The following is a 15,602-nucleotide window of genomic DNA, read 5'->3' on the forward strand; positions in this document are numbered from 1 at the left end:
CGCTAGCACAGCTCGCCGAGCTCGACCCCCCCCCCCCCCCCCCCCCCCCCCCCCCCCCCCCCCCCCCCCCCCCCCCCCCCCCCCCCCCCCCCCCCCCCGCGGCTCAGGGGATGCGGGTCAGATCGACCACGATCTTCTTGGGCACGTTCTCGGTGATGTCGGTGATGCCGACGACGTCCATGCCCATCGCGCCCTGATGCTCGGTTTGCAGGGCGACCGTGTTGACCCGGCGGTCCCACAGATAGACCGGGTCGGCGTCGACCGAGCCGGCGCCGGTCACCGGCCAGCGGACCTGGACGAACCGTGCGTCGGTGCTGCTGAAGAACGCGTCGAAGCCGCCGCTCGGATCCACCCTGGCGCCGGTGGTGCGCAGTGCGTCGCCGCCGTCGACGCCCCAGACCACCAGGCTGTCCCCGGCGGTGCCCAGGCAGGCGAGCGGGGTGCAGTCGAGCATCGTGGCGCCGTCCGGGACGATCGGCGTCCGGCGCTCGCCGGTGGCCACGTTCCAAAAGGTCGGCGGGGTCCGGGGCGGCGCGCTGCTCCGCCCGTTCAACAGATCGTCGATGTCCCGCCCGCCGGCCGGTTTCGGCACCGCCCACGGCCCGGACACCAGGACCTGGTCGTCACTGCCGGGGACCTTCTGTGGCGTGCCGTCCGCCGCGAGCCGGTAGATGGCACTCGTCTCGCCGCTGACCCCGGCATAGAAGACGTCACCGACCTCGGTCGCCGTCACCATGTCGCCCGGCTTCGCGGGCAGCCTGGTCCGGCGCACCGACGCGCCGCCGGTGCGGGGTGCGCTCCAGATCTCCCGGAGGCTCGTGCCGTCGGTCTTCTCGATCGCCGCGACCCACAGGATGTAGTGGTCGGTGACGGACAGCCCGACCGGGTCCGACTCCTTGACGCCGGCCTCCGTGTTCTTCGGCATCAGCTCGCGGACCGCGCCGGTCCGGCCGTTGATGAGCACCGGGAACTCGGGTACGTCGGTCCACGGCTGTGCGACGTACTGGTCCGCACCGAGCGCCGCCTCGACGTTGTAGCCGCGCCCGTCGGGCAGCAGTTGCGGCAGCTCGACCATGGCCTGCGGCCAGGTGTCCTGATATGCCTTGGCCCGGGCCAGGTCGACGGTCGGCAGGGCGGAGATCGGGTGGGCCGGTGGCGCCGGATCGGTGGACGCCCGCAGCCCGGCGATCCCACCGGCGGTGGCCACGACGAGGGTGAGCAGGGCGGCGGCGGCCATCCGGGTCTGCGAGCGACGCCGGCGGCGCCGGGTCACGCCGGCCGGGAACTCCGGCGCCGGGCCGGGTGCGGCCTGGGCGGCGGCCCGGAGCGTACGAGTGAGGTCGTCCCCGAGGTTCATGCGCATCCTCACCTACCCCCGTTGAGCTGTGCTTCGAGCCGTGACTCGGCGATGTCGCGCAGCTTGTCCAGGCCACGGGCGGACTGGCTGCGGACGGTTCCCCGGGAGATGCCGAGACGCTGGGCGATCTCGTCGTCGGAGAGTTGTTCGTGGTAGCGCAGCACGAGCACGACGCGCTGCCGCGGTGGCAGGCCGGCCACGGCGTGCCACAGGCCGAGGTCGCCGTCCGCCTGGGTGATGCCCGCGTCGAGGTAGCCACGTTCGGGTACCGCGCGTACCGGATGCTCTCGCCGTCTGCGGCGCCACCAGCTGATGTGCAGGCGTGCCATGGTGCTGCGGACGTAGCCCTCCGGGTCGCCGCGCGGGCTCACCCGCGACCAGCGCTCACCGAGCCTGGCCAGCGCTTCCTGCGCCAGATCGGCCGCGTCGTGCGGATTGCCGGACAGCACGAACCCATAGCGGATCAGCGCCGCCGTCCGATCACGGACGAACGACTCGAAGTCGTCGGCCATGCTCACCTCCCCGGTCCGTCCAACACGCCCGAGGGGCTTGAACTGTTGCACGTGCGTGCAGCAGAAAAGGTTGCTTCGCCGACTGGTCCGCCGCTATCTCGCCGCCGAGCTCTGCGGGACCGCCGCCGCTCTGACCGCCACCTGGGCCGCGTACCGCGTCGGCGTGACGCCCTACGCGGCCGGGCTGTGCGGGAGCATCGCCGAGACCGTCGCCTATTACGCGGCGATCCTGGCGGGGGAGTGGATCCGGGGGTCGCCGCGGGTGATGCTGCGGTCGATCCCCGGGATGGTGCTGGAGTTCGGGCCGGCCGAGGTGCTCGACATCCTGGTCACCCGGCCGCTGCTGATGGCGGCCGGGCCGGCGGTGACCGGTGAGCTGACCGGCGGCACGCTGGCCGGAAAGGTGGCCGCGGACCTGGTCTTCTATTCCGTGGTGGTGCCGAGTGGCCGGCTGCTCCGGCGCTGATCACCAGGTGTGCGAGCGGAACCAGGAGCGGGCGGCGCGGGTGTTCAGCAGGATCAGGTAGAGCGCCGGGAAGACCATGCCGGTCACCGCGGTCGGGTCGCCGTCGATCGCGATCGAGTAGCCACCGACCGCGATGCTGAGCACGCTGAGCAGCAGCACCAGCACCCGCACCCACTGCCGTCCGCTCTGCAGCTTGCGAGCGAACACGATGGTGATGAGCCCGATCAGGCCGATCACGCCGGCCGCGACCATGGCCACCATGGGCGCCGACTCCGCGTCGATGAGGTCGGTGTTGCTGGTCCACTCGGTCGACGAGTTGGCCGCCAGGACGGCGAAGATGCCGGCCGCCAGCAGCAACAGCACGCCGCCCAGGTAGTGGAAGACCGCCACCACGTGCACGCTCGGCGGCGCCGACTGCCGCACCTGATGGGCCTGCTGGTACGGCGCGTACGCGGGCTGGTAAGGCGCGAACTGGGGCTGACCGTATCCGTGTCCGTACGACATCGTGGCTCCTCATGACCGGGGGTGTGGCTACGAGCCTCGCCGATCACGCGCCTCGCCGAATCCCGGAAAAGTGCCAGTGCCGACCGGGAACTCCTCGAGCCCGAGCACCCGCAGCAGCTCCAGCCGCTCCCGGGACTCCTCGTCCGCCGGGGTCAGCACCAGCAGCACCTGGCCCTGATCGGGGGTCACCAGCGTCTCGCAGTCCATCCGGATCGGGCCGGTGCTCTGACGCACGAAGGTCTTCCGATCGGCCCGCCGGACCGCCACCTCGTGCTCGGCCCAGAGCCGCTCGAACTCGGCGCTCGCCGCCCGCAACCGGTCGATCAGCCCGGTGACCACCGGGTCACCGGCCCGGCGGCCGGCCGTCGCGCGCAGGTCGGCCACCAGCTGACGGGCCCGACGCTCGTGCTCCTCCGGCGGGGCGATGGAGCGGGCGCCGGGCTCGGTGAACCAGCGGTACACGACGTAGCGCCGGTCGCCGGTCAGGCCGGTGAGGTCGCCGCCGAGCAGCACCGACATCCGGTTCTGCGCGAGCACTTCGCCCAGGTCGGAGATCACCATGGCCGGGGTGTCGCCGAGCAGGTCGAGCATCCGCAGCAGCCCGGCGCGGGCCAGGCGGGACGTGCCGTCGGCCGGGGGCGGCTGGTGCCCGGCCAGGTGAAACAGGTGGTCGCGCTCGTCGTCGGAGAGACGCAGCGCCCGGGACAGCGCGCCGAGCAGTTGGGTCGACGGCTGGCTGCTGCGGCCCTGCTCGAGGCGCACGACGTAGTCCACCGACATGCCGGCGAGCATGGCCACCTCCTCGCGGCGCAGCCCGTCGGTGCGGCGGCGCGGTCCGTCGGTGAGCCCGACCTCGGCCGGACGGATCGCCTGGCGGCGGCGGCGCAGGAAGTCGGCGAGCTGGTCACGGTGCATGACCACCATGCTCCTCCCGATCCGGCCGGACCAGCCAGGGAGCGCCGCTCCCACGATGAACGCTCCGCTCCCGCCCGCCGGCCGGGGCGCGGATGGTGAAGGCATGCAGACACGAAACTTGGGAAACACCGGGCCGGCCGTCTCCGCGCTGGGCCTGGGCGCGATGGGCATGTCCGGCGCGTACGGCGAGGCCGACCGCGCGGAGAGCATCGCCACCGTGCACGCCGCACTCGACTCGGGCGTCACGCTGATCGACACCGGCGACTTCTATGGCATGGGCCACAACGAGTTGCTGCTCGCCGAGGCGCTGCGCGGCCGTGACCGGGACAGCTACCGGCTGAGCGTCAAGTTCGGGGCGTTGCGCGGGCCGGGCAACGAGTTCAGCGGCACGGACAACCGGCCGGCGGCGGTGAAGAACTTCCTCGCGTACTCGCTGAACCGGCTGGGCGTCGGCTACATCGACATCTACCGTCCCGCCCGGCTCGACCCGGCGGTGCCGATCGAGGACACCGTCGGCGCGATCAAGGAGATGATCGACGCCGGCTTCGTGCGGCACGTGGGCCTCTCCGAGGTCAACGGCGAGACCATCCGCAAGGCGCACGCCGTGCATCCGATCGCCGACCTGCAGATCGAGTACTCGCTGGTGTCCCGTGCGGTGGAGGCCGAGGTGCTGCCCACCCTCACGGAGCTGGGCATCGGCATGACCGCCTATGGAGTCCTCAGCCGCGGCCTCATCTCGGGACACTGGAAGCCCGGGCAGCAGACCGGGCCCGGCGACGCCCGCGGGTTCAGCCCCCGGTTCGCCGGCGGCAACGTGGAACACAACCTGACCCTGGTGGACGCGCTGCGCCCGATCGCCGAGTCGAAGGGCTGCACGGTCGCCCAGCTCGCCATCGCCTGGGTGGCCGCGCAGGGCGAGCAGATCGTGCCGGTGGTCGGCGCCCGCACCCGCGAGCGGCTGGCCGAGGCGCTGCCCGCGGTGGAGATCGAGCTCTCCGCGGACGACCTCGCGGAGATCGAGAAGGCGGTGCCGGCCGGCTCGGCCCGCGGCGACCGCTATCCGGCGGCGTTCATGGCGAGCCTGGGCGTGGGCAACTAAACCCGTTGCCCGTGCGGGTGTGCGTTCCCTACCTTTGATCTCGGACGCACGAGCTTCCCGGTGCGAAGGCGCACGGTTACTTCCTCTACTGAAGACGATCCATACCGTGCCGCCGAAATTCTGACCTCGGGAAGCTTCATCAGACGGGTGGGGACGCCCGGTGCGCAGGCGACGGTTACTTCCACTTCTCATGGCGAGGTTGCGGGTTCGAGTCCCGTCGGCGGCACGAGTCGCCGTAGCTCAAGGGCAGAGCGCGTTCACCGTTGCCGACCTCTGATCTCGGGCGTCCCCCTCCCGTACCCATCACAGCGCGGGGAGGGAAAGCCATGAGCAAGTTCAACGTCGCGGCCGTCAAGGCCGCCATCGGCCGGGGACCGGTCGTCGCCGAGGCGACGCCCTCCGGCCGCACGCACGAGGGCGCCGCCGGCTACGCGCACGGCGCCAAGAGTGAGCTGTTCCTGCTCGCGGTGGCGAACTTCGTCGGCGAGGACACCTTTTACGAGAAGGCCGCCGACCGCGACCGGCGCTACACGGCGCTGGTGCGCGAGGTGGCGGTCGGCGATCCGGAGTGGACCGCGCGATTCCTGCGCTGGCTGCGGACCGACGCGAACCTGCGCTCGGCCGCGCTGACCGGCGCGCTCGAAGCGGCCAAGGCGCTGCTGGACGCCGGGGTGCCCGGCGGCCGGGCGATCGTCGATGCGGTGCTGCAGCGGGCGGACGAGCCGGGTGAGGCGCTCGCCTACTGGGTGTCCACCCACGGCCGGGCGCTGCCCAAGCCGGTCAAGCGGGGCGTCGCGGACGCGGCGGCGCGGCTCTACACCGAGCGCTCGCTGCTGAAGTACGACACCGCCACGCACGGCTTCCGGTTCGCCGACGTGCTCGACCTGACGCACCCGTCGCCCGCGGACGGCAAGGCGTGGCAGGGCGACCTGTTCCGGCACGCGCTGGCCCGCCGGCACCACCGCGGCGAGGCACCCGCGCGGTCGCTGCGCACCCTGACCGCCAACGCCGAACTGCGGCTGGCCGCGGCCGCGGACCCGGCGGTGCTGCTGGACACCGAAGCGCTGGCCCAGGCCGGCATGACCTGGGAGGACGCACTCTCGCTGGCCGGCTCGACGCTGGACAAGGCTCGACTGTGGACGGCGCTGATCCCGGTGATGGGTTACATGGCGCTGCTCCGCAACCTGCGCAACTTCGACGAGGCCGGGGTCTCCGACAAGGTGGCGGCGCGGGTGGCCGCCCGGCTGGCGAATCCGGCGGAGGTGGCCCGGTCGCGGCAGTTCCCGTTCCGGTTCCTGGCCGCCTTCATGCGGGCGCCGTCGCTGCGCTGGGGGCACGCGCTGGACCTCGCGCTGCAGCAGTCGCTGGCAAACCTGCCCGCGCTGCCCGGCCGCTCGCTGATCCTGGTCGACACGTCGGCCTCGATGTCCTCGGGCGGGTTCTCGCGTCGTTCGGTGATGAGCCCGGTCAAGGCCGCGGCGGTCTTCGGCGTCGCGCTGGCCGCGCGCGGAGCGCAGGTCGACCTGTACGGGTTCGCCGACGGCGTGTTCCGCCACGAGGTGCCGGTCGGCTCCTCGGTGATCCGTGAGGTGGATCGGTTCGTCGGGCGGGTCGGCGAGGTCGGTCACGGCACCCGCATCACGGACTCGATCCGGGCCACGTTCGGCGGCCACGACCGGGTGTTCGTGATCTCGGACATGCAGACCTTCGCGCCGATGCGCGGACAGGTCGACGTCACCAAGGCGGTGCCCCGGACCACCCCGCTCTACGGCTTCAACCTGGGTGGATACGCGCACACGGCGTTCGACGCGGGGGCGCCGCAGCGGATCGAGTTCGGTGGCCTGACCGACGCCACGTTCCGGATGATCCCGCTGCTCGAGGCGGGCCGAAACGCGGACTGGCCGTTCTGATCCACGAGTCGCAGCACGATCTTCCCGCGGGCGTGACCGTTCGCGGAAAGATCGTGCTGCGGGCGCGGACCGTAACGGAACACCCCGTCCGTTTCGGCTAAAGTGCGAGCCGTGACGGATCGTTTTACCGCGATCGGGCGGTGACGGCATGTTCGGCCTGCCACCCTCCACCACCCGGTTCACCGTCGAGCGCAACGTCCGGGTGCCGCTGCGCGACGGGGTCACGCTGGCCGCCGATCTCTTCCGGCCGAGGTCGGCGTCGCTCGGCACGCTGCTGGTGCGCGGGCCCTACGGCCGCCACCTCGCCCAGGCCATGCCCCTGGCCAGGGTCTATGCCGCCCGCGGTTACACCGTGCTGTTTGTGTCCAGCCGCGGCACCTTCGGATCGGGCGGCGACTTCGATCCGATGCGGACCGAGGCGCCGGACGGCCACGACGTGGTGCGCTGGATGATCGCCCAGCCCTGGTTCACCGGGCGGTTCGCCACCGCCGGCCTCTCCTATCTCGGGCACACCCAGTGGGCGCTGCTCGCCGACCCGCCGCCGGAACTGGCCACCGCGATCATCACGGTCGGCCCGCACGACTTCGCCCGGCACGCCTGGGGCACCGGGGCGCTCAACCTCGACCTGCTCGGCTGGAGCGACCTGGTCGCGCATCAGGAGGACGGCAACCCGTTCCGGCAGATCTTCCGGCAGATCACCGCCGCCCGCCGGCAGCGGCCGGTGCTGGCCGAGTTGCCGCTCGCGGATGCCGGGGAGCGCTTCTTCGCCGGGCGCGCGCCCTGGTATCGCGAGCGGGTCACCCGCCCGGACCTCGACGATCCCTATTGGGCGCCGATGCGGCACGGCGTCGCGCTGGACCGGGCCGAGGTGCCGGTGCTGCTGGTCGGCGGCTGGCAGGACCTGTTCCTGGGCCAGACCATCGAACAGTACGAGCGCCTGCACGCGCGCGGCGTCGAGGTCGGCCTGACCGTCGGCCCGTGGACCCACCTGGACGTGGCGAGCAAGGCGGCGGCGCTGCTGGCCGGCGAGACCCTGGAGTGGCTCGGCGAGCACCTTGCCGATCTGCCGCGGAAGAGAACGAGTCCGGTCCGCGTCTCGATCGGCGGGCAGTGGCGGCAGTTGACGTCCTGGCCGCCGCCGACCGACCCGCAGACCTGGCATCCCCAGCCGGGCGGGCGGCTGGAACGAGAAGCCACCGACGACGGGGAAGCCGCATTCACGTTCGATCCGGCCGATCCCACTCCCACGATCGGCGGGCCGTTGCTGTCCGGCGGCGGCATCGTCGACGACTCGGCGCTGGCCGAGCGCCCGGACGTGCTCGCCTTCACCAGCCCACCGCTCACCGCCGACCTCGAGTTGATCGGCGCGGCGGTGCTGACCCTCGAGCATCACAGTGACAATCCACACGTGGACGTCTTCGCGCGGATCTCCGAGGTCGACGACCGCGGCCGCTCCCGCAACGTCACCGAGGGCTATCTGCGGCTCGGCCCGGAGCGCCCGGTCACGCTGCCGCTGCGCCCGGCGGCGCACCGTTTCGCCGCAGGTCTTCGGCTTCGCCTGCTGATCGCCGGCGGCTCCCACCCGCAATTCGCGCGCAACCTCGGCACCGGCGAGAACCCGGGCACCGGCACCACTCTGCGCCCGGCGACACACTCCATCGCGCTCGGCATCGGGACCCGCCTGGTCCTACCCGTCACCTCGGACCAGCCCTGATCCGTTGTTGTGGTGACGAGCCCGACGCTTGGAGATACCGGTGACTGACAACCTGATCGATGACCGCGTCAAACGCCTGCTCGCGGCGGTGTCAGACGGCCGGACCTCGGAGCAGCCGGTGGTGCTGCCCGGCACCCGCAAGCCGGACCAGGCGCTGGCCGTGCTGACCATGGCCCAGCGCACCGCCGAGCAGCACGTCGCCGACGCGAACCGAGATGCCGAGAAGATCCGGGCCACCGCTCAGGAGGCCGCGGACCGGATCGGCCAGGAGGCCCAGGCGCACGCCGAAAAGGTGCGCGGCGACGCGGACAAGACCATGTCGGACGCCCGCGCGGCCAAGGAGCAGGCGGCCCGCGACGCCCAGCGCAGCGCCGACGAGGCCCGGCGCCGGGCCGACCAGATCGTGCAGGACGCGCGGGCCAAGGCCGGCTCGATCACCGGCGAGGCGCAGGACGAGGCGGAGCAGTTGCGGTTGCAGGCGCAGCGCCGCTACGACGACTTCGTCGGCGGCCTGACCGCCAAGCGGGAGGCCCTGCAGCAGCAGATCGAGGCGCTCGAGCACTTCGACCGGGAGTACCGGCAACGGCTGATGGCCTTCATGCAGGCCCAGCTGCGGGCGCTCTGGGTGGACGAGCCGGAGGTCGACAGCCCCGTCCTGGACGAGGCTGCCGACCCGGCGAAGGACGACGAAGCGGCCGAAGGCTAGAGGTTCTCCTCGACCGAGAGCAGCCAGTCGTCGATGGTGGCGGTCAGGTTGTTGTTCATCGCCACGTCCACGACCCGCCAGCGGGCCGCGATCGTGTAGTTGCCCGGACCGAGGCGGGTGCACGCCTGCAGCGCGTTCGACTCGCCGACGCCGGTGGTGAACGTCGGGTCGTTCAGCGGCGCGATCGGGGTGGCCACGCCGGCCTGGATGACCACGAGCTGCAGTTGCACGCTGTCGGCCGGCACGGTCACCGGCACCGGCTGGCCGGCCAGCACGATCTCGCCGCTGAACCGCACGACGAACTGGTGGTTGGCGCCGCCCGGCACGTTCACCGGGATCCCGGAGCCGGCCACCGGCACGAACACGCCGTTCTCCCCGATCGAGGTCGGCGTGTCGTTGAGCCGCGCCACCGAAGCCAGTTGCGGGCCGCCGTTGCAGTTGCTGAGGCCCTGCTCGTGCGGCACCTGCGGGTCGTCGTCCACGGCGAACGCGACCGCCGGCGCCGCGAAGGACAGCGCCGCGAGGACCATCGCCGGGACGATCCACCGAACCTTCTTCATGATGTTTCCCCTCTCGAAAGCGAATCTGCCGCTCACCGTCGCCGGACGCGTCACGGCCGGATCAGGGCCGGATCAGTGTCGGGTTCGCGGCAGTGCGCCCTGACGCCACCGTGACGACGCTCTGGACCATCGGGGACCTGCGACGCCATCGGGGCGGCGCGGACCGAGAGGGGACACTGCATGTCGCACGTAACAGTGGCCGTAGGCCTGGTGGCGAGCCTGGTGGGCACGCCCACGCCGGCGCTGACCACGCAGTCGATCGTGTCGGCGATCGCCGCCTGCGGGCCGGGCGAGGTCGTCATCGCCGGCGGGGGAGAGGTCGACTACGGTCCGGCGGGCGGCGGCGGGGTGGCGCTGACCGGGATCACCCCGCACCCGGACGGCAGCGCGGTCACGGTGACCGCCGCCGCGCCACCCGGGCGGGCCGCGGACTGGTCGCTGATCGCACATGTGAAGTGCAACCAGTCGCCGCCGCTGCTGCGCGTCGTCGAGCACGGCATCGGCACCGTGACCGCGGAGTGCCCGTCGCCCGACACCAAGGTCTTCGGCCTCGGCTTCCGGGTCGAGGGTGGGCTGGTCACCGAGGTCGGTCTGGATGCCGCCCTCAGCCGGGTGCGGGTCACCGCGGGCGATTCCGCCGAGGTCACCGCGATCGCGCTCTGCAAGACACCGGCCCAGATGCAACGGGTACGCCGGACGAGCGCCACCGCGGGCTGGCCGAAGACCGCCGCCGGGCAGGACGACGACCCGGACCTTCAGGCCTACGCCGTCGGGGCCACGGTGACCGGACCGGGCAACGCCACCCTCGACGCGCTCGTGCCGGGGCCGGACGGCGGCCTCACCTGGGCCCGCGGCACGCTGTTCGGCGCCGGTGGCCAGCAGTTCCGCGCCGCCGACGACGACGGTGACGGCGAGGTGGTGATGGAGGCCGCCGCTATCGGGACCTTCCACTGAGGACGGCGGGGTCCGGCGGGCGTACGCCGATCGCGCGCATCGCCGCGACATAACGATCGAACGCCCGCCGCGCCTCGCCGTGCCGTCCCGCTCGAACCAGGCAGCGCACCAGCCCCCGATGCGCACCCTCGTCATAGGGGTCCCGCTCGAGCAGCCGCAGCAGATAGCCGGCCCGGGCGTCCGCGCTGCCGTCCGCGGCCAGCATCCGCAACATGCTCAGATGCGCGGCCCGGGTCTCCTCGCGCAGTGCACTGGACCACGGCGCATAGGGCTCGTCCTCGAACGCGTCCGCGTGGTGCTGCCGGTCCAGCGTGCCGAGCAGGTCGCGCGCCTCGCCGGCATCGCCCGCGTCCAGCAGCCGCCGGGCCCGCGCCACATAGGTCAGGAAGTCCTCGACGTCGACCCGGATCCGGGTCACGTCCAGGGCGATGCTCGCCTGATCGGACAGCAGGTAGTGGTCGGCCGCGCGGACCTTCGCCGGGTCCAGCACGCCGCGCACGATGGACAGCAGCACGGACAGCCGGTGCCCGGTCTTGGCCGGATCGTCGTCCGGCCAGAGCAGTTCGCAGAGCTCGTCGCGCGGAGCCGGCCGGCCCCGCCGGGCGACCAGGATGCGCAGCAGGTCACGGGCCTTGCGGGACTGCCAGCGGGAGGCCGGCACCGGCTCGCCGTCGACCAGCACCTCGAACCGGCCGAGTGCCCGCACCGCGACCTCCGGCGGCGCCTCCTCGGCGCCGGTCAGGTCGGTGACCACCGCGCCGGCCACCTGCAGCCGCTCGGCCGCGAGTAGTCCCCGGATCCGGTCGTCCGCGTCGGCGTCCGGCAGCCGGCTGATCGTCACCAGGATGCGCGCCGCCTCGACCACCGCGCCGGCCTCGGTCCAGATGCCCAGGCATTCGCGCAGCGCGGCCCGCCCGCCGCGCAACTCCAGCGCCTCGGCGAGGGCGATCCGATCGCCCTGCGCACGGGCCGCGGCGCAGGCGTCGGCGGCCACCTCGGCAGCGCGCGAGAAGTCTCCGCGGCGCACCGCGAGCCAGCCCTCGGCGAGCGTGCCCGGCTCGGCGAACGTCGCCGCCCGCTCCGGGTCGCCGGGCAGCAGCACCAGGGCCAGCCCGGTGCGGGCCGGCGCGAGCACGTGCTCGTTCCCGGACTCCCCGGCCACCCGGATCGCCGTCTCGTAGGCCGCCCGCGCCTGCTCGTGCCATCCGCGCCGCCGATAGACCTCGCCCAGTCCGAGATGCGCCCCGGCCACCCGCCGCGTGCCCATCGACCGATATGCCTCGATCGCGCTCTCGTAAGCCCGCACCGCCTCGTCGAACCGCCCGAGCATGGCCAGCGCGTCCGCCTCGTTGCTGGTGGCGATCGCCCGCAGGCTCGCCTGGCGGGCCGCCGCCGCATAGCGGACACAGGTGCGCGCCGCGGTCAGGGCCGGCTCGAACCGGGCGGCGAGCAGCAGCCGGTAGGTGCGATTCGTGTAGATCCGGGTCAGCAGCACCACGTCGCCGAGCCGTTCCGCCACCGGCAGCGCGAGCTGGTAGTGCTCCTCGCTGCCCGCGTCGTCGCCGAGCTTGGCCAGGCACAACGCCACGCTCACCTGGGCGGTGGCCAGCGCCGCGGGCACGTCGGCCGCCGCCACCACCGCGGCCCGCGCGTGCCGCAGCGCCGTCTCCGGGTCGCCGGCCAGCAGGTGCGCGTGGGCCGACCACGCGGCCAGCATCGCGGCGTCCTCCGGCGCATGCGGACCCGGCCCGGCCTCGGCGAACGCGGCCAGTGCGGCCTTCGCGTCGCCGCGCTTGTAGTGGATGCGGCCGGCCCGCCAGGCCAGCGCCGCGCTGCCGGCCGGCAACCCGGCCGCGGCGTGCGAGCGGGCCGCGTCGTCCAGCCGGCCGGCCGCCAGCTGGGCGTCACCCAGCAGCAGCCAGAGCTGCCGGGTGCGCGGCACCGCGGACGCCAGCTCCACCACGGTCTCCGCGTGCCCGGCCGCCACCAGCGCACGGCCGTGCTCGGCGAGCACCCGGGCGCACCGCTCGGCCTGCCCACTGTCGCGATAGGCCAGCGCGGCGGCCAGCGGCGGCCCGTGCTCGTCGAAGAAGTCCGCCGCTCGCGAGGTGGCCACCGTGGCCCGCGATCGGCGCAGCACCGCCGCGACCACCGGCACCACCCGCGGGCACGGCTGCGGCCCGCCCGGCACCGGGGCCGGTGAGCCGGCCGTGGTCAGCAGCCCGCTGCGGGTGAGCAGCCGCACGGTCTCCGCGGCGCCGGGATGTCCCAGCGCGGCGCACAGGCCGGCGCTGACCGGCGCCAGATCACCGAGATGCGCGAGCAGTCGCACCGCCTCCGCCGGCAGCGCGGGCAGCACCTCGTCGGCCAGGTAGTGCGCCACCGGCCCGTCCGGCGCGGCGATCACCGGCAGCACCGGGCCGTGCGGTACGCCGCCGGAGCGCAACGTCTCGGCGGCCAGATGCACCAGCGCGGGCCAGCCGCCGGTGGCCTGCCGGATCCGCTCGGTCAGGTCGCGGGCGCCGCCGTCGAGGGCGGTCGGGTCGCTCAGGTCGTACCCGGAAGACAGCAGCTCGGCCACCTGATCGCCGGACAGCGAAAGATCGGCCGGGCCGACGTCCGAGCGGGCCGACGGCCAGCGCGAGGCGAGCGCCACCTCGGCGGACGCGCCGATCAGCCGGGCCACCTCGCGTGGCGTGTCCGGCGGCAGCGTCGGCAGGTCGTCGAAGACGATCCGCACCGCACCGGCCCGCGCCTCCTCCAGCGCCGCGCCGGCCAGCACCTCGGCGGGCGTGCCCGAGCCGCGCGGCAGCCCACGATGCCAGCGCGCGCCGGAGGCCGGGTACCACCCGCGCAGGGCGGTGGTCTTGCCGTAGCCCGCCGCCGCGGTGATGACCCGGCAACCATTCACCCGGCCAGCGTCGTCGGCCACGGTGACCGGGCGCAACGCATATGTCGTGAAGCAGCCAAACCCGGGCGGGTCAGCGCGTGTTCTCCAGGTGCCGCAGGACCGCGGTGACCCGGCGGTCGGCGCGGTCGTCCGGCGGCAGGTCGAGCTTCGCGAAGATGCTGCGGATGTGCTTGTGCACCGCGCCCTCGGTGACGAACAGCCGCTCGGCGATCGCGGTGTTGCCCAGCCCCTCGGCCATCAGCGCGAGCACCTCCTGCTCGCGCGGGCTGAGCCGGGTGAGCGTGCTGTCCGGCCGGCGGCGGGCCAGCAACTGGCCGACCACGTCCGGGTCGATCGCCGTGCCGCCGCCGGCCACCCGGAACAGCGCGTCCAGGAACGTGTCCACCCGGCCGACCCGTTCCTTCAGCAGGTAGCCCAGCCCGGTCGCGCCGGCGGCCAGCAGCTCGGTGGCGAAGGCCTGCTCGACATAGGCGGACAGCACCAGCACGGCCAGCCCGGGGTGCCGGCGCCGCGCCTCGACGGCCGCCACGATGCCCTCGTCGGTGTGCGTCGGTGGCATCCGCACGTCCACGATCGCGACGTCCGGCCGGTGCTCGTCCACCGCCGCCAGGAACGCCTCGGGGCCGTCGGTGGTGGCCACCACGTCCAGCGACTCGGCGCGCAACAGCAGCGCCAGGCCCTCGCGCAGCAGGGGGTCGTCCTCGGCGATCACGATCCGCACGGCAGCTCCACGCTCATCGTCGTCGGCCCACCGGGTGGGCTGGTCAGGGTCAGTTCTCCGTCGTACGCGTCGACCCGCCGCCGGATGCCGGCCAGCCCCGAGCCGGCCGCCTCGCTCGCACCACCGTGCCCGTCGTCCTCGATCCGCAGCAGCAGCCGGTCACCGTCGCGCCGCACGGTCACCGCGGCGTGCTCCGCTCCACTGTGCTTGGTGACGTTGGTCAGCGCCTCGGCCACCACGTAATACGCCGTCGCCTCGATCGTCGCCGGTTGCCGGCCCGGCGCGTCCACGGTGACCGTGCACGGCACCCCGCAACTCGCGGCCAGGCCGTTGAGCGCGCCCTCCAGGCCCCGGTCGGCGAGCACCGGCGGCAGGATCCCGCGGACCACGCCGCGCAGCTCGGCCAGCGCCTGCTCGGCGGCATCCTGCGCGCGGTCCAGGGCGGCCACCGCCGCGACCGGGTCCCGGGTCAGTGCCCGGCGCGCCAGCCCGAGCAGCACGGTCACCGCGACCAGCCGGTTCTGCGCGCCGTCGTGCAGCGACCGCTCGATCCGGCGCAGCTCGACCGCGTGCGCGTCCAGCGCCGCCGCCCGGGTGGCGGTCAGGTGGGCGACCCGCAGCGACAGATCGGCGTCGGCCGGCGCGGCGAGCAGCCGGCGGCCGGGCCACGCCTGCAGCCGGGCCAGCACCGGGCCGGCGGCCGCGGTGACAAGCAGCCAGAACACCCCGGTCAGGGCGACCACGAGTGCGTCGCCGAGCCCGTCGATCCGCCAGAACACCAGGCCCGGGCCGCCGGCCTCGGGCTCGACCGCGCGGTACCAGAGGGGAAAGGTCAGGCTCTGCACCGCATAGAGCGGGAGGGCCATGCCGATCAGGCCGAGCACGAAGCCGGCGGTGGCGTGCAGTGCGACCCAGGCCGACTCGCGCTGCGCCGCCCGGTCGCGCAGGACGGCACGCCGGCCGCGCGGCAACGGCCCGGACGGGGTGAACTCCGGGCCCCAGCGGGACAGCCGCGACCGCTCGCGGTCGGCCACCGCGCGCACCACCCCGAGCGCGGCGCCCGGCGCGGGCAGCACGGTGACCACCGCCCAGAGCAGCGCGGCCAGCGCGAGGATCGCCGTGCTGACGCCCCCGACCAGATGCTCGAGGGCGTCGACGGCGGCCCGCACACGTCTCTGCACGTCTACCGTCATATCCCCTCCCGCCTCGGATCCCTAGGGCCCGAGCCGAAAGGTACAGCCTGCTATACACGCACGAAGGCTTGTACAAGCGA

At 73.6% G+C, this 15,602-nt stretch carries 14 protein-coding genes; 6 read left to right on the forward strand and 8 right to left on the reverse strand.

Annotated elements, in window-relative coordinates; genetic code table 11:
- Positions 1–103 precede the first annotated feature (103 nt).
- Positions 104–1,357: a hypothetical protein gene (locus tag ACZ6TI_RS28165; protein ID WP_465348167.1), complete on the reverse strand. Its 1,254-nt coding sequence runs from the start codon at positions 1,355–1,357 to the stop codon at positions 104–106.
- A gap of 8 nt (positions 1,358–1,365) precedes the next feature.
- Positions 1,366–1,869 (reverse strand): SigE family RNA polymerase sigma factor, encoded by a 504-nt coding sequence (locus ACZ6TI_RS28170; RefSeq protein WP_465348168.1) that lies wholly within the window; start codon positions 1,867–1,869, stop codon positions 1,366–1,368.
- Between the two features lie 70 nt (positions 1,870–1,939).
- Here ACZ6TI_RS28170 and ACZ6TI_RS28175 point away from each other — a divergent pair, with 70 nt between their 5' ends.
- Complete coding sequence (locus ACZ6TI_RS28175; protein ID WP_465348169.1) at positions 1,940–2,335, forward strand: hypothetical protein; 396 nt, start codon at positions 1,940–1,942, stop codon at positions 2,333–2,335.
- Here ACZ6TI_RS28175 and ACZ6TI_RS28180 read toward each other — a convergent pair whose 3' ends face one another.
- Together ACZ6TI_RS28180 and ACZ6TI_RS28185 are read right to left on the reverse strand one after the other, a co-directional pair.
- The gene (locus tag ACZ6TI_RS28180; protein ID WP_465348170.1) at positions 2,336–2,839 is read right to left on the reverse strand and encodes a hypothetical protein; all 504 of its coding nucleotides are present in this window, start codon (positions 2,837–2,839) and stop codon (positions 2,336–2,338) included.
- 27 nt (positions 2,840–2,866) lie between these two features.
- Complete coding sequence (locus ACZ6TI_RS28185) at positions 2,867–3,754, reverse strand: helix-turn-helix transcriptional regulator (RefSeq protein WP_465348171.1); 888 nt, start codon at positions 3,752–3,754, stop codon at positions 2,867–2,869.
- Between the two features lie 103 nt (positions 3,755–3,857).
- Here ACZ6TI_RS28185 and ACZ6TI_RS28190 point away from each other — a divergent pair, with 103 nt between their 5' ends.
- The 4 genes from ACZ6TI_RS28190 to ACZ6TI_RS28205 all read left to right on the forward strand — a co-directional run bounded on the left by ACZ6TI_RS28190 (position 3,858) and on the right by ACZ6TI_RS28205 (position 9,183).
- On the forward strand, positions 3,858–4,853 hold the full coding sequence (locus tag ACZ6TI_RS28190) for an aldo/keto reductase (RefSeq protein ID WP_465348172.1): 996 nt from the start codon (positions 3,858–3,860) through the stop codon (positions 4,851–4,853).
- Positions 4,854–5,179: 326 nt separating this feature from the next.
- Positions 5,180–6,763, forward strand: a complete 1,584-nt coding sequence (locus tag ACZ6TI_RS28195; protein WP_465348173.1) for a TROVE domain-containing protein — start codon at positions 5,180–5,182, stop codon at positions 6,761–6,763.
- A 148-nt stretch (positions 6,764–6,911) separates the two neighbouring features.
- A complete protein-coding gene (locus tag ACZ6TI_RS28200) occupies positions 6,912–8,477 on the forward strand; it encodes a CocE/NonD family hydrolase (protein WP_465348174.1) in 1,566 nt (521 codons plus the stop codon).
- A 40-nt stretch (positions 8,478–8,517) separates the two neighbouring features.
- Complete coding sequence (locus ACZ6TI_RS28205) at positions 8,518–9,183, forward strand: hypothetical protein (protein ID WP_465348175.1); 666 nt, start codon at positions 8,518–8,520, stop codon at positions 9,181–9,183.
- Here ACZ6TI_RS28205 and ACZ6TI_RS28210 read toward each other — a convergent pair.
- Positions 9,180–9,743 (reverse strand): hypothetical protein, encoded by a 564-nt coding sequence (locus ACZ6TI_RS28210; protein ID WP_465348176.1) that lies wholly within the window; start codon positions 9,741–9,743, stop codon positions 9,180–9,182. The genes ACZ6TI_RS28205 and ACZ6TI_RS28210 overlap by 4 nt on opposite strands.
- Before the next feature lie 180 nt (positions 9,744–9,923).
- Here ACZ6TI_RS28210 and ACZ6TI_RS28215 point away from each other — a divergent pair, with 180 nt between their 5' ends.
- On the forward strand, positions 9,924–10,697 hold the full coding sequence (locus tag ACZ6TI_RS28215) for a hypothetical protein (protein WP_465348177.1): 774 nt from the start codon (positions 9,924–9,926) through the stop codon (positions 10,695–10,697).
- Here the strand turns inward: ACZ6TI_RS28215 and ACZ6TI_RS28220 are convergent.
- The 3 genes from ACZ6TI_RS28220 to ACZ6TI_RS28230 form a co-directional block, all read right to left on the reverse strand.
- Positions 10,678–13,608, reverse strand: coding sequence for a BTAD domain-containing putative transcriptional regulator (locus tag ACZ6TI_RS28220; protein WP_465348178.1), 2,931 nt, complete (start codon positions 13,606–13,608; stop codon positions 10,678–10,680). The genes ACZ6TI_RS28215 and ACZ6TI_RS28220 overlap by 20 nt on opposite strands.
- 70 nt (positions 13,609–13,678) lie before the next feature.
- Positions 13,679–14,329, reverse strand: coding sequence for a response regulator (locus ACZ6TI_RS28225; RefSeq protein ID WP_465348179.1), 651 nt, complete (start codon positions 14,327–14,329; stop codon positions 13,679–13,681).
- Complete coding sequence (locus ACZ6TI_RS28230; protein WP_465348180.1) at positions 14,317–15,510, reverse strand: sensor histidine kinase; 1,194 nt, start codon at positions 15,508–15,510, stop codon at positions 14,317–14,319. The genes ACZ6TI_RS28225 and ACZ6TI_RS28230 overlap by 13 nt, the downstream gene beginning before the upstream one ends.
- Positions 15,511–15,602 lie beyond the last annotated feature (92 nt).

This window comes from Actinoplanes sp. NPDC051388 (assembly GCF_055586225.1).